The 15,620-nt window shown below is 78.8% G+C and carries 14 protein-coding genes; 4 read left to right on the top strand and 10 right to left on the bottom strand.

Annotated features, from left to right (window positions below):
• Position 1: 1 nt before the first annotated feature.
• The 7 genes from ACUN9U_RS02895 to ACUN9U_RS02865 form a co-directional block, all read right to left on the bottom strand.
• On the bottom strand, positions 2-1,786 hold the full coding sequence (locus ACUN9U_RS02895; RefSeq protein ID WP_445483409.1) for an alpha-glucosidase: 1,785 nt from the start codon (positions 1,784-1,786) through the stop codon (positions 2-4).
• A gap of 238 nt (positions 1,787-2,024) precedes the next feature.
• Positions 2,025-2,420, bottom strand: a complete 396-nt coding sequence (locus ACUN9U_RS02890; protein WP_445483408.1) for a DUF4267 domain-containing protein — start codon at positions 2,418-2,420, stop codon at positions 2,025-2,027.
• The gene (locus tag ACUN9U_RS02885; RefSeq protein WP_445483407.1) at positions 2,417-3,016 is read right to left on the bottom strand and encodes a hypothetical protein; all 600 of its coding nucleotides are present in this window, start codon (positions 3,014-3,016) and stop codon (positions 2,417-2,419) included. Before ACUN9U_RS02885 ends, ACUN9U_RS02890 begins: the two co-directional genes overlap by 4 nt.
• Before the next feature lie 5 nt (positions 3,017-3,021).
• On the bottom strand, positions 3,022-3,693 hold the full coding sequence (locus tag ACUN9U_RS02880) for a class I SAM-dependent methyltransferase (protein ID WP_445483406.1): 672 nt from the start codon (positions 3,691-3,693) through the stop codon (positions 3,022-3,024).
• A 113-nt stretch (positions 3,694-3,806) separates the two neighbouring features.
• Positions 3,807-4,871: a polyprenyl synthetase family protein gene (locus ACUN9U_RS02875; protein WP_445483405.1), complete on the bottom strand. Its 1,065-nt coding sequence runs from the start codon at positions 4,869-4,871 to the stop codon at positions 3,807-3,809.
• 14 nt (positions 4,872-4,885) lie between these two features.
• Complete coding sequence (locus tag ACUN9U_RS02870; protein ID WP_445483404.1) at positions 4,886-6,232, bottom strand: geranylgeranyl reductase family protein; 1,347 nt, start codon at positions 6,230-6,232, stop codon at positions 4,886-4,888.
• Positions 6,229-6,921, bottom strand: coding sequence for a demethylmenaquinone methyltransferase (locus ACUN9U_RS02865; RefSeq protein ID WP_445483403.1), 693 nt, complete (start codon positions 6,919-6,921; stop codon positions 6,229-6,231). The genes ACUN9U_RS02870 and ACUN9U_RS02865 overlap by 4 nt, the downstream gene beginning before the upstream one ends.
• A 121-nt stretch (positions 6,922-7,042) precedes the next feature.
• Here ACUN9U_RS02865 and ACUN9U_RS02860 point away from each other — a divergent pair, with 121 nt between their 5' ends.
• Positions 7,043-8,350, top strand: coding sequence for an aldehyde dehydrogenase family protein (locus ACUN9U_RS02860; RefSeq protein ID WP_445483402.1), 1,308 nt, complete (start codon positions 7,043-7,045; stop codon positions 8,348-8,350).
• 108 nt (positions 8,351-8,458) lie between these two features.
• On the top strand, positions 8,459-9,832 hold the full coding sequence (locus tag ACUN9U_RS02855) for an isochorismate synthase (RefSeq protein ID WP_445483401.1): 1,374 nt from the start codon (positions 8,459-8,461) through the stop codon (positions 9,830-9,832).
• A 3-nt stretch (positions 9,833-9,835) separates the two neighbouring features.
• On the opposite strand, the gene menD is transcribed toward ACUN9U_RS02855, so the two are convergent.
• Together menD and ACUN9U_RS02845 are read right to left on the bottom strand one after the other, a co-directional pair.
• Positions 9,836-11,650 (bottom strand): 2-succinyl-5-enolpyruvyl-6-hydroxy-3-cyclohexene-1-carboxylic-acid synthase, encoded by a 1,815-nt coding sequence (gene menD / locus ACUN9U_RS02850; RefSeq protein ID WP_445483400.1) that lies wholly within the window; start codon positions 11,648-11,650, stop codon positions 9,836-9,838.
• Between the two features lie 26 nt (positions 11,651-11,676).
• A complete protein-coding gene (locus tag ACUN9U_RS02845) occupies positions 11,677-12,768 on the bottom strand; it encodes an o-succinylbenzoate synthase (RefSeq protein WP_445483399.1) in 1,092 nt (363 codons plus the stop codon).
• An 80-nt stretch (positions 12,769-12,848) separates the two neighbouring features.
• Between ACUN9U_RS02845 and ACUN9U_RS02840 the strand changes: the two genes are divergently transcribed.
• Positions 12,849-13,568, top strand: coding sequence for a DUF6518 family protein (locus ACUN9U_RS02840; protein ID WP_445483398.1), 720 nt, complete (start codon positions 12,849-12,851; stop codon positions 13,566-13,568).
• A 21-nt stretch (positions 13,569-13,589) separates the two neighbouring features.
• On the opposite strand, the gene ACUN9U_RS02835 is transcribed toward ACUN9U_RS02840, so the two are convergent.
• Positions 13,590-14,456, bottom strand: coding sequence for an SDR family NAD(P)-dependent oxidoreductase (locus ACUN9U_RS02835; RefSeq protein ID WP_445483397.1), 867 nt, complete (start codon positions 14,454-14,456; stop codon positions 13,590-13,592).
• Between the two features lie 60 nt (positions 14,457-14,516).
• Here ACUN9U_RS02835 and ACUN9U_RS02830 point away from each other — a divergent pair, with 60 nt between their 5' ends.
• Entirely contained in the window at positions 14,517-15,599 is a 1,083-nt protein-coding gene (locus ACUN9U_RS02830; RefSeq protein ID WP_445483396.1) for an AbrB family transcriptional regulator, read from the top strand.
• The last annotated feature ends 21 nt before the right edge of the window (positions 15,600-15,620 follow it).

Below are 15,620 nucleotides of genomic sequence, written 5' to 3'. Positions count from 1 at the left end.
CTCAGGCGGTGGCGGGGCGGCGCAGGACGCGGGCCTCCCACGGGCGCAGCGGTGCCAGGCCGGAGCGCACCTCGTCGTGCCAGTTGCCGAGCACCAGCTCCGCGCCGTCCCACGCGGCGGCGTCGTCGCCCAGGTCGGCGGCCACGGCGGCGGCCACGGCGGCGAGCGGCTGCTCCTCGCCGCTGACCGCGACCAGCACGAGCAGCTCGGTGGCGGCCGTGGCGCGCCGGTAGGCGTACACGTGCGGGTGGGTGGCCGCGAGCATGGTGAAGTCACCGGCGGCCACGCACGGTTCGTCCCTGCGCAGGGCGATGAGGGCCTTGTGGTGCGAGAGCACCGACGCCGGGTCGTCGCGCTGCGCCTCCACGTTGAGCCACGAGGCGTTGGGGTTGACCCGGTACCAGGGCTCCCCCGTGGTGAAGCCGCCGTTCGGTCCGCCGTCCCACTGCATGCCCGAGCGGGCGTTGTCGCGGGTGAGCCGGGCCATCGAGGCCACCAGCGCCTGCGGGTCGGCGCCGGCGGCCACCGCCTGGCGGTAGTGGTTGACGGCCTCGATGTCGGAGTAGTCCTCCGGGGCGGCGAACGGCAGGTTGGTCATGCCGATCTCCTCGCCCTGGTAGACGTACGGCGTCCCCCGGTGCAGGTGCAGCAGGGTGGCCAGCGCCGTGGCGCTCTCGCGCCACCACCGCCCGTCGTCGCCCCAGCGCGAGACGATGCGCGGCTGGTCGTGGTTGTCCCAGTACAGGCTGTTCCAGCCGCGCTCGGCCATGCCCGCCTGCCACCGGCCGAAGCTGGCCTTGAGGTCGAGCAGGGAGAACGGCTGCGGGTCCCACTTGCCGCCGGGGCCGTGGTCGAGGTTCACGTGCTCGAACTGGAAGACCATGTCGAGGACGCCGGTGCCGGCGTCGGTGAGCTCCACGGCCGCCTCGACGGTGATGCCGGGCATCTCCCCCACGGTGAGGAACTGCCCCTCGCGGCCCGCGAAGACCTCGCGGCGCAGCTCGGCGAGGTACTCGTGCAGGCGGGGGCCGGTCATGAAGAACGGGCCGCCGTCGCCCCACAGGCCGCCGTCGGGCCACGGCGCTCCGTCGGGCAGGGAGCCGTCGGCGTCGTAGCGCTTGGAGATGAAGTTGATGACGTCCATGCGGAAGCCGTCGACCCCGCGGTCGAGCCACCACCGCATCATGTCGGCCACCGCGGCCCTGACCTCCGGGTTCTCCCAGTTGAGGTCGGGCTGCTTGCGGCTGAACAGGTGCAGGTAGTACTCACCGGTGCGCTCGTCGAGCTGCCACGTGGAGCCGGAGAACGCCGAGCGCCAGTTGGTCGGCTCCGCTCCGGGGTCGCCGGCGGAGAAGCCCTCGCGCGGGGGGCGCCAGACGTACCAGTCGCGCTTCGGGGAGTCCTTCGACGCGGTGGACTCCACGAACCACGGGTGCTCGTCGCTGGTGTGGTTGACCACGAGGTCCATGACCACCTTGATGCCGCGCTCGTGCGCGGCGGCGATGAGCGCGTCCATGTCGGCGAGGGTCCCGAAGGAGGGGTCGACCGCCCGGTAGTCGCTGATGTCGTAGCCGTTGTCGTCCTGCGGGGAGGCGTACACCGGGCTCAGCCACACCACGCCGACGCCGAGGTCGGCGAGGTGGTCGAGCCTGGAGGTGATCCCCGGCAGGTCACCGACGCCGTCGCCGTCGGAGTCGGCGAAGCTGCGCGGGTAGACCTGGTAGACGACGGTCGAGGCGAACCACGGGGTCTGCGGCTCGGACGACGGCGACGGCGGCGTGCTCACGCGACCAGCCTGGCAGGCGGCCCACGGGGGCGGCCAGCGGGCGGCCGGGAGCTGCTCGCGCGGTGGGGCAGCGCGGTGAGGAGCGCGGTCAGGCAGCGCTGCCCGGGTGCTTCCCGAGATGGCCCTCATCCGCTGCCGTCAGCACCGGTGCGATGAGGGCCATCTCGGGAAGCACCGGGCGGCAACCGGCCGTCGAGCCGCGCGTGCGCGACGGGAGCGAGGGGCGCGACGAGTGCGGTCAGGGCCTGCGGTGCCACTGGGCGACACCGACGCCCGTCAGCGCGAGCACCAGCAGCGACAGCGCAGCGCTGCGCCCCGCCACGTCTCCCGTGCGCCGTGCGGTCAGCACGGCCGCGGCGTCGAGCCCGGTCAGCAGCAGGGTGACCTCGCTGGTGCGCCGCGCCTGGGGCGGCGGGCTGACCAGCAGCGCGGCCCCCATGGCGATGTTGCGGGCGGCCACCAGGCGCACCAGCAGGGGCAGCGCGGCGTCCGAGCGGGTCGCGTCGGGGCGCACCCCGAGCAGCCGGGTGACCGCGCGCGGTGCGAAGAGCGCCACGGTGCCCAGCCACACCGACAGCGCCCCGATGGTGCGGCGCTGGCGCCACCAGACCCGCGCGTCGTGCTGCTCGCTCATGGCGCCATCCTCTCCCGTGCGGCGCGCGCCGTCCCCCCGCCGGCCGCGACGACGACGACGAGGGCGAGGTAGGGCAGGGTGAGCGCGCTGGCCACGACGTCGCTGAGGGCCGCGACGGTGAAGGCGCCCACCGGGGGGTCGCCCAGGGGCCCCACCACCGAGCGCCAGCCGAGGGCCGCCACGGACGCCGGCAGCGTCACCAGCGCCGAGACCGCTCCCCCGGTGACCACGCCCGCCACCACCGCACGCGGAGCACGCCGCACGGCGGTGACCGACAGGCGCACCCCCCGGCGCAGCGCACCCGCCGCGCGCCACGGGCTCCCGGCGGGCAGCGCGGCCAGCGCTCCCACCACCCACACCTGCGCGACCAGGCCGGTGAGGAACCCGACGACGTCGACGGCGAGGGCCGCGGCCGTGCTCGGGCTGTCCCAGACGGCCACCTGCCGCAGCACGTCGGGCACGGTGTTCACGGCGGTGGCGAGCAGCGCCGCGGCGTACGCCGGCCCCGCGCGCCGCCCCAGCACCGCCAGGGCGGTGCGCAGCACGGACGCGGCGCGCGTCGTCGTCCCGGGGTGGTCCCCGGGCGCCTCGGGCACGGGCCTCAGCCGGCGGAGCGGACCGCGACGGCCTGCAGCACCCGCTCACCGGCCCACGTGCGCGTGCGCTCCGGCGCGGTCTGGAAGCCGGCGGCCCGGACGCCCTCGAGCAGCTCGCCGGCGCTGAAGCGGCCCTCGGGGTGGCGCGAGACCGCCCGCAGCCAGGGGGCGTCGACGATGCGCGAGGTCATCTCGCTCAGCGCCAGCTGGCCCCCGGGGCGCACGACCCGCGCGGCCTCGGCGAGCAGGGCGCGCCAGTCCGCGGCGTGGTGCAGGGCGTGGAAGGAGACCAGGAGGTCGGCGCTGGCGTCCGGGAGGGGCAGCGCGGCGGCGTCGGCCACGAGCACCATGAGGTGGACGCCGGGGCGCGCCGCGAGGTCCCGGGTGCGCCGGCGGGCGGTGTCGGCGGAGGCGGCGTGCAGGTCGACGGCGGTGACGCGGCGCGCCCCGAACCGCTCCACGGCGACGCGGGTGCCCAGGCCGCGCCGGCCCGTGCCCACCTCCACGCACACCTCGCCGTGGGCGCCCAGCCGCGCCAGCGCCGGGCCCTCCAGGTGGAGCCCGACGCGGTGCCGCAGCCGGGAGTCGACCCACAGGCGGTTGGCGTCGACGTACGTCGGTGGAGCGGGGCTGGCGGCGAGGTCGGGGCGGCCGGTGCGGTGGGGAGGTGCTGCCACGGACCGCTCCTACCCGGTGGCGCGCGGGTCAGACGCCCGTCGGCCGGTCAGCGCCGGGTCAGCGCCGGGTCAGCGCCGGGTCAGCGCCGGGTCAGCGCCGGGTCAGTGGTCGGTCAGCGGTCGCGCTCGGTGGTGCTGCGCGCGAAGGAGGCCAGCGCGTCGCGCACGGGCCCCTCGGGCAGCGCCTCGAGGGCCTCGACGGCCGAGGCCGACCAGTCGCGGGCGGTCTCCTGGGCGGCGGCCGCGTAGGGGGAGGCTGCCAGCGCGTCGACGGCGCGCGCCAGCGCCTGGTCGGTGGACAGGTCGGCGTCGAGCAGCTCCACCAGGGCGGCGGCCTCGGCGCTGCCCGCGGCGGAGGCGCGCCGGGCGAGCAGCACCGGCAGCGTGGGCACGCCCTCGCGCAGGTCGGTGCCGGCGGCCTTGCCGGTGGCCGCCACCGCGTCCTGCGGGGAGCGGGACAGGTCGAGCACGTCGTCGGCCAGCTGGAAGGCCACCCCGACCCGCTCGCCGTACAGGCGCATCACCTCGACCACCTCGGGGGCGGCGCCGGACAGCCGGGCCCCGAAGCGGCCCGCGAGGGCGATCAGGGAGCCCGTCTTGTCCGAGAGCACCTGCAGGTGGTGCGCCACCGGGTCCTCGTCGGGGCGCGGGCCGACCGTCTCGTGCATCTGGCCCAGGCAGAGCCGCTCGAAGGTCTCGGCCTGCTGGCGCACCGCGTCGGGGCCGAGGTCGGCGACCAGCCGCGACGCGCGGGCGAAGAGCAGGTCACCGGTGAGGATGGCGACGTCGTTGCCCCACTTGGCCTGCGCGGCAGGTGCACCGCGGCGCAGCGGGGCGTCGTCCATGACGTCGTCGTGGTAGAGGCTCGCCAGGTGCACCAGCTCGACCACCACGGCGGCGGAGAGCACCTCGGGGGCGTCGGGGTCCCCGAGGTGCGCGGCGAGCAGCGTGAGCATCGGGCGCACGCGCTTGCCGCCGGCCTCGACCAGGTGGCGGGAGGTGGCGTCCGCGAGCCGGTCGGTGTGGCGCACGGCCTCGCGCAGGCGGCCCTCGACGACGTCCAGGCCGGCGAGGACGTGCGCGGTGAGCGCGTCGTCGACGTCGGGGACGGCGGCAGCGCCGCGCGCCCGGGCGAGCACTGGCACCGGGGGCGCAGGAAAGACCGCTCCCCTGACCACGGTCACAGCCTAGGTCACCTCCCCGCCGGGGCCAGGCGCGAGAGCGCGGTCACCACGCGGTCGGCGGCATCGCCGCCGGTCGGCTCGGCCAGGTTGGCGAGCAGCTTGACCACCAGGTGCATCACCGAGCGGCGAGGCAGGCCCAGGCGCACCGCGGCCGCGAGCACCGGCGGGTGGGCGATGAGGCGGGCGAAGGCGCGCCCGAGGGTGAAGTAGCCGCCCAGCTCGGTGCGCAGCGCGGCCGGGTAGGCCTGCAGCGCGCGCTCGCGCCCGCGCGCCCCGAGCACCCGGTCGGCGTCCAGGGCGTCGGCGACCACCTCGGCGGCGAGGCGGCCCGAGTGCAGCGCGTACTCGATGCCCTCCCCGTTGAAGGGGTTGACCATGCCGCCGGCGTCACCCAGCAGCAGCACCCCGTCCTTGGCGTGGGGGGTGCGGTTGAAGCCCATCGGCAGCGCGGCGCTGCGCACGGGCCCCTCGCGGTGGTCCTCGTCGAGGGTCCAGTCCGCCGGCGTGGTGGCGAGCCACTGCTTCAGCACGGCCTTGAGGTCCACCGGCTGGGAGGCGTCGATGACGCCGAGGCCCACGTTGGCGCGCCCGTCACCGAGCCCGAAGATCCAGCCGTAGCCGGGCAGCAGCGGGGAGCGGCGCGGCTCCCCGGACCACAGCTCCAGCCAGCTCTCCATCCACGGCTCGTGGCTGCGGGGGGTGCGGAAGTACGCGCGCGCCGCGACGCCCAGGGGCCTGTCGGGGCGTCGCTCCAGGCCCAGGGCCACCGCGGTCCGGCTGGAGACGCCGTCCGCGGCGAGCACCACGCGGGCGCGGTGCAGCACCTCCGGGCCGGCGGCGCGGCCGCGCTCGTCGACGGGCCTCGCGCGGACCCCGGTGACCAGGCCGGTGCGCTCGTCGAGCACGGGGGCGGTGGCGGCGGTGCGCTCCAGCAGGCGGGCGCCGCGGCGCTGGGCGTGGCGGGCGAGCACCTCGTCGAAGTCGCCGCGGGTGCGCACCAGGCCGTGGTCGGGGAAGGAGGCCAGCTGCGGCCACGGGATGTCGTAGCTGCGCCCGCCGCCGACCAGCCGCAGGCCCCGGGTGCGCGCCCACCCCTCCTGCTCGGCCTCGGTGATGCCGAGGTGGGCCAGCTCGCGCACCGCGCGGGGAGTCAGCCCGTCGCCGCAGACCTTGTCGCGCGGGAAGGCGGCCTTCTCCAGGACGACGACGTCGAGGCCGGCCGCGGCGAGGTGCGCCGCCGCGGACGCCCCGGCCGGGCCGGCACCGACCACGACGACGTCGGCGCTGGTGCCTGCGCCGGCGTCCTCCGCCGTCGTGCCGGCGGCACCCGCCGCCGTCGTGCCGGCGGCGGTCACGGACGGGTGGCGCGGTGCAGCGCGACGATGCCGCCGGTGAGGTCCTTCCAGGCCACGCCCGCCCACCCGGCCTCCTGCACCCATCCGGCCAGGCCCGCCTGGTCGGGCCAGGCGCGGATCGACTCGGCGAGGTAGACGTAGGCCTCGGGGTTGCTCGCGGTGCGCCGGGCCAGCGGCGGCAGCGCCCGCATGAGGTACTCGGTGTAGACGGTGCGGAAGGGTGCCCACGTCGGGTGGGAGAACTCGCAGACGACCAGCCGGCCGCCGGGGCGCGTCACCCGCAGCATCTCCGCGAGCGCCGCCCGGGGCTCCACGACGTTGCGCAGCCCGAAGCTGATCGTCACCGCGTCGAAGGCGCCGTCGGCGAACGGCAGGCGGGTGGCGTCGCCGGCCACGAAGGGCAGGTCGGGACGGCGGCTCGCCCCCACGGCGAGCATGCCGCGGGAGAAGTCGCAGGCGACCGGGCGCGCGCCGAGCGCGGCGAAGGGCTCGGTGGAGGTGCCCGTGCCGGCGGCCAGGTCCAGCACCTTCTCCCCCGGGCGCAGGTCGAGCGCTCGCACCACGGCCCGGCGCCAGGACCTGTCCTGGCGCAGGCTCAGCACGGAGTTGGTCAGGTCGTAGCGGCTGGCCACGCCGTCGAACATGGCGGCCACCTCGTGCGGGGCCTTGGCGAGGTCGGCGCGGGTCACGCGCCCATCGTCCCGCACCCCCGCCGACCCCTCTCGCCGTGATCGGCCGCCCGAGCGGTGACCTCCGCCACCTCGCCCGCGATCATGGGCGGTCCTCCCGTGGGCCGTAGGCTCTGCCGCCGTGAGCAGCAGCACCGCCAGCACCAGCGACACCGGCAGCGCCGTCCAGGCGGTGCGGGAGGCGGCAGCGCGCGCCGCCGCCGCGGCGGCCTCCCTGCGCACCGCGCCGGACGACCAGGTCAGCCGGGCCCTGTCCGCCGCCGCCGACCGGGTCGCGCGCGCGGCGGGCGCGGTGCTGGAGGCCAACGCCGCCGACGTCGCCGCCGCGGAGGCCGGCGGGACGAGCCCCGGCCTGCTCGACAGGCTCCGCCTGGACCCCGCGCGCCTGGAGTCCGCCGCGCAGCAGCTGCGCGAGATCGCCTCGCTGCCCGCCCAGCCGCGCACGTCCTTCGTGCGCGACCTGCCCGGCGGCGAGGGCGCGGTGTGGGAGCGGCGCGTGCCCGTCGGCGTCATCGGCGCCACCTACGAGGCCCGCCCGGCGGTCACGCTCGACGTGGCCGGCCAGGTGCTGCGGGCCCGCAGCGCCGCGGTGCTGCGCACCGGCTCCGCGGCGCTGCGCACCTCCGCCGTCCTCGTCGACGAGGTCCTGGCACCGGCCCTGGCCGAGGCCGGCCTGCCCGGGGGCGCGGTGGAGCTGGTCCGCCTGCCGGGCCACGACGCCGCCGAGGCCCTCGTGGCCCAGCCCGACCTGGTGCCGCTGGTCATCGTGCGCGGCTCCGGGGAGACCACCCGCCACCTGTCGCGCCTCGGCGCGGCGGCCGGGACCCGCGTGCTCGCCCACGCCGACGGCGGCGGCGTCATGTACGCCGACGCGGCCGCCGACCTCGACGTCTTCCGCGCGCTCCTGCGCGCGGGCGTGGACCGGCTCGGGGTGTGCAACCGCCTCAACCTGCTGCTCGTGCACGCCGCCCGGTGGGAGGAGCTGAGCCAGGTGGCCGTCGAGGTGCTCGGCGAGGCGGGAGTGGAGGCGCTGCTGCCCCCGCACGAGCACGCGCTGGGCCACGAGTGGGCGCTGGACAGCGGGCGCGAGGCGCACGTCACGGTGGCGCCCGTGGCGGGGCCCCTGGAGGCGGTGGCGCTGGCCGCGCAGGAGACCAGCGGGATCGCCGCCACCGTGGTCACCGAGGACGCCGCGACCGCCGCTGGGTTCCTCGGCGCCTGGGGCGGCACGGGCGGCTTCTGGAACACCACCACCCGGCTGCTGGACGGCTACAAGCTGCTGGGCGTGCCGGAGACCGGCATCAGCGTCGACGCGGTGCCCGGCCCGCGCGGGCCGGTGACCGGGGCGGACCTGGTGCTGCGGCAGTTCGTCGTGCTGCCCGCGGGAGCGGCCGGCGCCGACGCGGTCCAGGCGGCCCTGCGCGGCTGACCGGCCCCGCGCGCCGCCCACCGCCGGCTGCTCCGGTGTGGTGGACGTCATCGCCCGCGCGGGCGGCTGCGGGCTGCGGGGCCGCGGCGGACGCCTAGCCTGGATCTGATGACCACCACCGTCGGCCGCCCCGGCCGCCCGCCCCAGCCCCGCTCGCTCGAGCCGGGGGTCCCGGGCGCCGGGCTGTCCTCCGGCGGCCGGCTGCGCTGGCGCACCACCAGGGTCGCCGACCCGGGGCCGCTGCTGGAGGTCCTGGCCCGCCGCTCGCCGTCCACCAGCCCCCTGGCGTGGGTGCGCCGCGGGGAGGGCCTGGTGGGGTGGGGCCAGGCCGCCCGGGTCGCCGCCGGCGGCGAGCACCGCTTCGCGACCGCGGCGCACGCCTGGCGCGACCTGGTGCTGGGTGCGCCCGTGGTCGACGACGTCCGGCTGCCGGGCACCGGCCCGGTCGCGTTCACGTCGCTGTCCTTCGACGCCGCCTCCGCCGGCGGCGGCGTGCTGGTGGTGCCCGAGGTGGTCGTGGGCCGCCGCGGCGACGTCGTGTGGGTGACCACGGCGGAGCCGGTGGACGCCCCCGTCACGGGCCCGGGCGCCGACGTCGGCGGGGGCTCCGCGGCAGCGGTCGAGCCCGTCCGCGGACCGGGCGCCGTGCGCTACGCCGACGGCGCGCTGTGCGGGCCGCGCTGGGCCACCGCCGTGGCCCGCGCCGTCGCGCGCATCCAGGCCGGGGAGCTGGAGAAGGTCGTGCTGGCGCGCGACCTGCTGGCCGAGGCCGAGCGCGAGGTGGACGCCCGCTGGCTGCTGGCCCGCCTGGCGCAGGCCTACCCCTCGTGCTGGTCCTTCTCCGTCGACGGCCTGGTCGGCGCCACGCCGGAGCTGCTGGTGCGCCGCGAGCGCGGCCTGGTGCACTCCCGGGTCCTGGCCGGCACGATCCGGCGCACCGGCGACGAGCAGCGCGACGCGGCGCTGGCGGGTTCGCTGAGCCGGTCCGGCAAGGACCTGGAGGAGCACGAGTACGCGGTGCGCTCGGTGGTCTCGGCGCTGGCCCCGCACTGCCGCACGACCACGGCGCCCGACGCGCCGTTCGTGCTGCACCTGCCCAACGTCATGCACCTGGCCTCCGACGTCACCGGGGTGCTCGACGACGCCCGCGACGGCGGTGCGCCCGGCGTGCTGGAGCTGGCCGCCGCCCTGCACCCCACGGCCGCGGTGTGCGGGACCCCGACGCCCGAGGCGGCAGCGGTGATCGCCGAGCTGGAGGGCATGGACCGCGACAGGTACGCCGGCCCCGTCGGCTGGGTCGACGCCGACGGCGACGGCGAGGTCGGGCTGGCGCTGCGCTGCGCGCGCATCGACCCCGACGACGCCCGCCGGGTGCGGCTGTTCGCCGGCTGCGGGGTGGTGGCGGGCTCGGACCCGATGGCCGAGCTGGCCGAGTCCGACGCCAAGCTGGTGCCCGTGCGCGACGCGCTCGGCGGCGCCTGACCCTCAGCCGCCGGCGGCGAGCCCGCTGACGGCGCTGCGGACCCGCCCGCGCACCCGCGCGTGCAGCGCCCGCAGGCCCGCGCGGTCGGCGGGCACCACGAGCACCTCCCGCCCGCTCACGGGGGCGGCCAAGGCGCGGCGCAGGTCCGCGAGGTCGGCCACCCGGCGCGCCGGGACGCCGAGGGCGGCGGCCAGCGCCACGAGGTCGCGCCCGTGCGGGGTGCCGAAGAGCCGCTCGAAGACGCGGGCGCGGTCGGGGTGGGTCGGGTCGCCCTGCTCCAGCCCGGAGAAGATGCCCCCGCCGTCGTCGTCGAGGACGACGACGCGCAGGTCGGGCTGGGGCTCGCCGGGCGGGACCAGCAGCCCGTTCGCGTCGTGGAGGGCGGCGAGGTCTCCGACCAGCGCGGTGGTGGGCGCCCCCGCGGCCAGCGCGGCGCCGGCGGCGGTGGACAGCGTGCCGTCGATGCCGGAGAGGCCCCGACCGGCCAGCACGAGGGGCGCGGCCGCCGGGTCGGCCCAGGGGGCGGCGGCGAGGTCGAGGTCGCGGACGGCGTTGGAGGCCGCGGCGACCAGGACGTGGCCGGCGCCGGTGGCCGCGGCGACCTCCCGGGCCAGCAGCGGGCCGGTGAGGCGACCCGCGCGGGCCTCGTCGTCCAGGACGGCGTCGGTCGCCGCCTGCGCGGCGGCGCCGGCGCGCTGCCAGCGGCGCAGCCAGGCGCCGTCGGTGGCCGGGCCGCCGGCGGGGCCGCCCGCGGCGTCGTGCCCGCCAGGGCCGACCAGCACGCGGCGGTGCTGGCGGGCGGGCCCGGGGCCGGGGTCGTCGGGGTGGGTGACCAGCTGGACGAGCTCGAGGTCGGCGCGGGCGAGCAGCGCGCTGACCGGCCGGCTGAGGGTGGGCCGCCCGACGGCGACGACGCGCTCGACGGCACCGCCGAGGCCCGGGTCGTCCAGCAGCAGCCGGTAGGCGGCCACGGCGGTGGGCCCGCTGCGCGCCCCGGAGCTCGGCTCGGCGAGCAGCGGCCAGCCGCAGCGCCCGGCCAGCTCGCGCGCGAGCGACCCCAGCGCCGCGGGCCCGTCACCGGCCACGACCACCGTGCGCGCGGGTCCCCCGGCCAGCTCCTCGACCGCGTCCTGGGCGGCGGTACCCGGCGGGCGCGGACCTGCTGCACCGCTCCCGCCTCGCCCGCCGTCCCCGGCGGGCGCGGACGGGGAGGGCGCTGCCCAGGGGACGTCGGGGACCAGCGGGTCGGCGAGGGCGAGGTCGCCGTGGACAGGCCCGGGCCGCCCACCGCGCCACCCGCGCGCCGCGGCCACCAGGTCGGCCGCGGCGGCCGCCCAGGTCGCCCGGGCCCGCGCCAGCGGCTCGTGGGCCACCGGCACCGGGAGGTCGAGCGCCAGGCGCGCGGCGGCGCCGAACAGCCCGGCCTGCAGGGCCGTGGTCTGGTTGGCCCAGGTGCCGCGCAGCGCGTGCGGGCGGTCGGCGGACAGGACCACCAGCGGCACGCCCGACTCCGCCGCCTCCAGGACGGCGGGGTGCAGGTTGGCCACCGCCGTCCCCGAGGTCGTCACCACCACCGCCGGCACGCCGGTGGCGCGGCCCATCCCCAGCGCGGTGAAGGCCGCGGCCCGCTCGTCGTGGCGGACGTGGAGGCGAAGCAGGCCGGCGGCGTCCGCGTCGTGCAGCGCGTAGGCCAGCGGCGCCGAGCGCGAGCCGGGGCAGAGCACCACCTCGCGCACCCCCGCCTGCGCCAGGGCGACGACGACGACGCGCGCCAGCTGCGTCGACGGCTGGGTCGACGGGGGTGTCGCGGGCGTCACCGGCACATCATCACCAGCGGCGGTGCTCACAGCAGCGCGTGGCAGCGCCTCAGGCGCTGCAGCCACCACGCGCGGCGCTCGGGCGGCGCCGCGTGGCGCTCCAGCAGCGCGGGGTCGGGCTCCACGGCGCCCACCGGCAGGCTCCCGCCCGCCGGCTCGCGGCCGGCGGCCACGTCGGCGGCGAACAGCGAGGCGGTGCCCAGCCCGCTGGCCAGCTGCTCCTCCCCCGGTGCCAGCGGCAGGGCCGCGGCCGCCGCCAGCCCGGCGGACAGGCCGACCGCGGTGTCCAGGGCGCTGGAGAGCACCACCGGCACCGCCCGGCCGTGCCGCGCCAGGCCCTCGGCGCGCAGCTGGTCGGCCAGGGCCAGCACGGACCGCACCCCGCCCAGGGGCGCCACCTTGAGGACGGCGACGTCGGCAGCCCCCGCCCGCACCACCGCCAGCGGGTCGCTGGCGCGCCGGATGCTCTCGTCGGCGGCGACCCTGACGCCCACGCCGTCGTGCGCGAGCCGCTGGCGCAGCGCGACGAGGTCGTCGACGCCCGCGCAGGGCTGCTCGGCGTACTCCAGCGGGCCCTGCCCGGGTCCGTCGACGAGCGCGGCGAGCGCGGTGGCGGCCTCCTGCACGCCCCAGCCGCCGTTGGCGTCGACGCGGACGCGCCCGCCGCCCGGGTCGCGCTCGGCCAGCACCCGCCGGACCGCGGCGACCCGGGCGAGGTCGTCGGCGAGGGACTGCCCGCGCTCGGCCACCTTGACCTTGGCGGTGGTGCAGCCGGGGAAGCGGGCCAGCACCTCCGGCACCCTCGCGGCGGGCACGGCGGGCACGGTGGCGTTGACCGTGACGCGCTCGCGCAGCGGCGCCGGCCACCCCTGCCACGCCGCCTCGAGCCCGGCGGCGAGCCACGCGGCGGCGGTGGCGTCGTCGTACTCGGTGAACGGGGCGAACTCCCCCCAGCCCGCGGGTCCCCTCACCAGCAGCGCCTCGCGCACGTCGATGCCGCGGAAGCGCACCCGCAGCGGCAGCGCCACGACCACCGCTGCCGCCAGCAGGTCCTCCAGCGGTGGCACGCCGCCAGCACGGCCGGTCCCCGGAACCACCGGGCCACGCTCCCAGATCATCCCGCCGGCGGACACCGCGGCCCCGCCCGGGACCCCCGGGGCTGACGACGGCGTCCGCGGCGGGCGGGCAGCCTCGCCGCATGAGCGCCGCAGCCCCCGCCGCCCCCGTCCGGCGCCCCGCCCCGGCGGGCCGGCCGCCGCGCCGGGGCGGCCCCGCGGACGCCGCACCGGCCGTGGCGGCCGTCACCGCCGCGACGGCCGCGGCCGTGCTGCTGGGCGCGGCCACCGAGGCGGCGCAGGGCGCGCTGCCGGCGGCGTGGGGGCCGCTGGCGCACTCGGTGACCGCGTGGGTGCTGCTGCCGGCGGCCCTGACCACGGCGGTGCTGGCGGCGCTGCCCCGGCGCGGGACGCAGGGCGGCCCCTCTCCGCGGGCGTCCCTGGTGGCGGCGGTGGCCACCACGCAGGGCCTGGTGGCCGGCTACCACGGGTGGGCGGCTCTGGCGGGCGGCTCGCCGCACGCGTGGTCGACCGTGGTCCTGCACGTCGCGGCGGGCCTGGTCAGCGCGGTGGTCGTCGCCGCGCTCGTGCACGTGCGGGCCGCCGAACGGGGCCCCCTGCGCGGGGCCGCCACCGGCCTGCTGGCCGCGGTGCCCCTGGCGGACGGCGCTCGGGCGGAGCTGCTCTTCCCCTGGCAGCCGGCGGCCGGCTGGGCGTGCGCCGCGCTCGCCGTCGTCCTGCTCGTGGTGCTGCCGCGCCGCGGGGAGCGGGTCGCGAGCTGGACGACGGCGGCGGCGGTGGTGGCCGCCGGGGCGCTGGCCGTGGCCGCGCTGGGCGCCGCGTGGGGCCTGGCGAGCGCCTGACCGCGCTCGCAGCGGTGGGTCTCAGGCGGGGACGCCGACCATCGCCGCCGACCTCTCCCACAGCCCCCGGGCCAGGGCGACGTCGTCGGCCTGCCGGTTCGGGCGCCCGGGTGCGAACCTGTCCAGGTAGGCGCCGTCCACGGTCTCGGGGTCGGGGCGCGTCGCGAGCGCCAGCAGCGGCGCGGCGCCCTCCTCGGCGGTGATGGTGAGGACCCGGCTCAGGGGCGGGCGGTACAGCGCCCTGATGACGGGCGTGTCCGCGCCGAAGGCGGTGCCGACCACGCCGGGGTGGAAGCACGTCGCGGTGGCGGTGCCGCCCAGGCGCCGGGACAGCTCGCGGGTGAACAGGACGTTCTCGAGCTTCGTGGTCCCGTAGACCTTGAAGCTGCGGTAGCGGCCGGCGGTGCTGTCCAGGTCCTCCAGGTCCACCCGGCCGAAGCTGTTGGCGCGGCTGGAGGTGGTGATGACGCGCGCACCCGGCGTCGCCTCGACGCGCTCGCGCAGCAGCGCCGTGAGCAGGAACGTGGCGAGGTGGTTGACCTGGAAGGTCTTCTCGTGGCCGTCCTCCGTGGTCACCCGCCGGGGGAACGTCCCGCCGGCGTTGTTGGCCAGGACGTCGATGCGCTCGCAGCGCTCGAGGACCTCCGCGGCGGCGCGGCGCACGTCGTCGAGGCGGGCGAAGTCGGCCAGGACCGGCTCCACGCCCAGCTCGGCGGCCAGCGCCCCGGTGCGCTGCGGGTCGCGCCCCAGGGGCACGACGGTGGCGCCGGCGGCGGCGAAGCGGCGGGCCGCGGCGGCTCCGATGCCGGAGCTGGCACCGGAGACGACGACGGTGCGGCCCTCGAGGCGGGGCAGCGCGGTGGGGGCCGTGCGGGGCGCGGGAGTCACCCCGCCAGGATCACGGCTGGCAGCCGGCCGGGCCATCCGGCGCCCGCCTAGCCTGGCCGGGTGGCGTGGCTCGTGGTCGCTGCGGCGACCGCCGCGCTGGCGGCGGGCGGCGCGCTCCTGGGCGTGCCCTCGGCGACGCTCTTCGCGGGGCTGCTGGTCGGCCTGGTGGTCGCCCTCGGCGGCTGGCCGCGCGCCCGCTGGCGGCGCGGGGCGCGTCTGGAGGTGGCCGCGCCCGCCTCCCGGGGCGCGCAGGCGGTGCTGGGGGTGCTGTCCGGGGCGCTGCTGCAGCCCGCGGCGCTGGCCGAGCTGGGGGCCTCGTGGGCCCCGGTGCTGGCCGCCGTCCTGGCGACGCTGCTCATCAGCGTGCTCGCCGGCCTGCTGCTGGCGCTGCACCGCGACGTCGACGCCGCCACCGGCTCCTTCGCCATGGTGGCCGGCGGCGCGTCGGGCCTGACCGCGATCGCCGGGGAGCTGGGCGCCGACCAGCGGGTCGTCGCGGTGGTGCAGTACCTGCGCGTGCTCGCGGTCCTGCTCGTGATGCCGGTGGTGGCGCTGCTGCTCGGAGGCGGTCCGGGTGCCGGCGGCGGCTCGGGCGGGGGCCTCACCGCGAGCGCGGCGCCGCTGTGGGCGGACGCGCTGTTCACCGTCGTCGTCGCCGTGGCGGGGACCTGGCTGGCGCGCCGGGCGCGGGTGCCGGCCGGTGCGCTGCTGGGGCCGGTGGTGCTCGCCGCGGCGGCCTCGGCGACGGGGCTGGCGCAGGGCGCCGGCGTGCCCGGGCCGGTGCTGCAGGTGGCGTTCGCGCTGATCGGCCTGCAGGTGGGGCTGTCGTTCACGCCGGCAGCCCTGCGGGCGGTGGCGCGGGTGCTGCCGGCGGCGCTGGCGCTCACCGCGGGCGTCATCGGCGCGACGGCGGCGGTCGGGGTGCCGCTGCTGCGCCGGGCCGGCGCGTCCGCGCTGGACGCCTACCTGGCCACCACCCCGGGCGGGCTGTACGCGGTGGTGGCCACCTCGGCGGACAGCGGCGGCGACACGACGCTGGTGCTGGCCGTGCAGGTGCTGCGGCTGCTCGTGATGCTCCTGCTCGCGCCCCTCGTCGGCGCGGCGCTGGGCCGGTCGGGACGGCGGCGCGCGGATGGCGGGTGACGCCGGCGCGCGAGTGGGAGG

The sequence above is a fragment of the Quadrisphaera sp. KR29 genome, assembly GCF_052644995.1.
The sequence above is the reverse complement of the archived record's forward strand: the minus strand, read 5'-3'. Positions and strand labels throughout refer to the sequence as shown.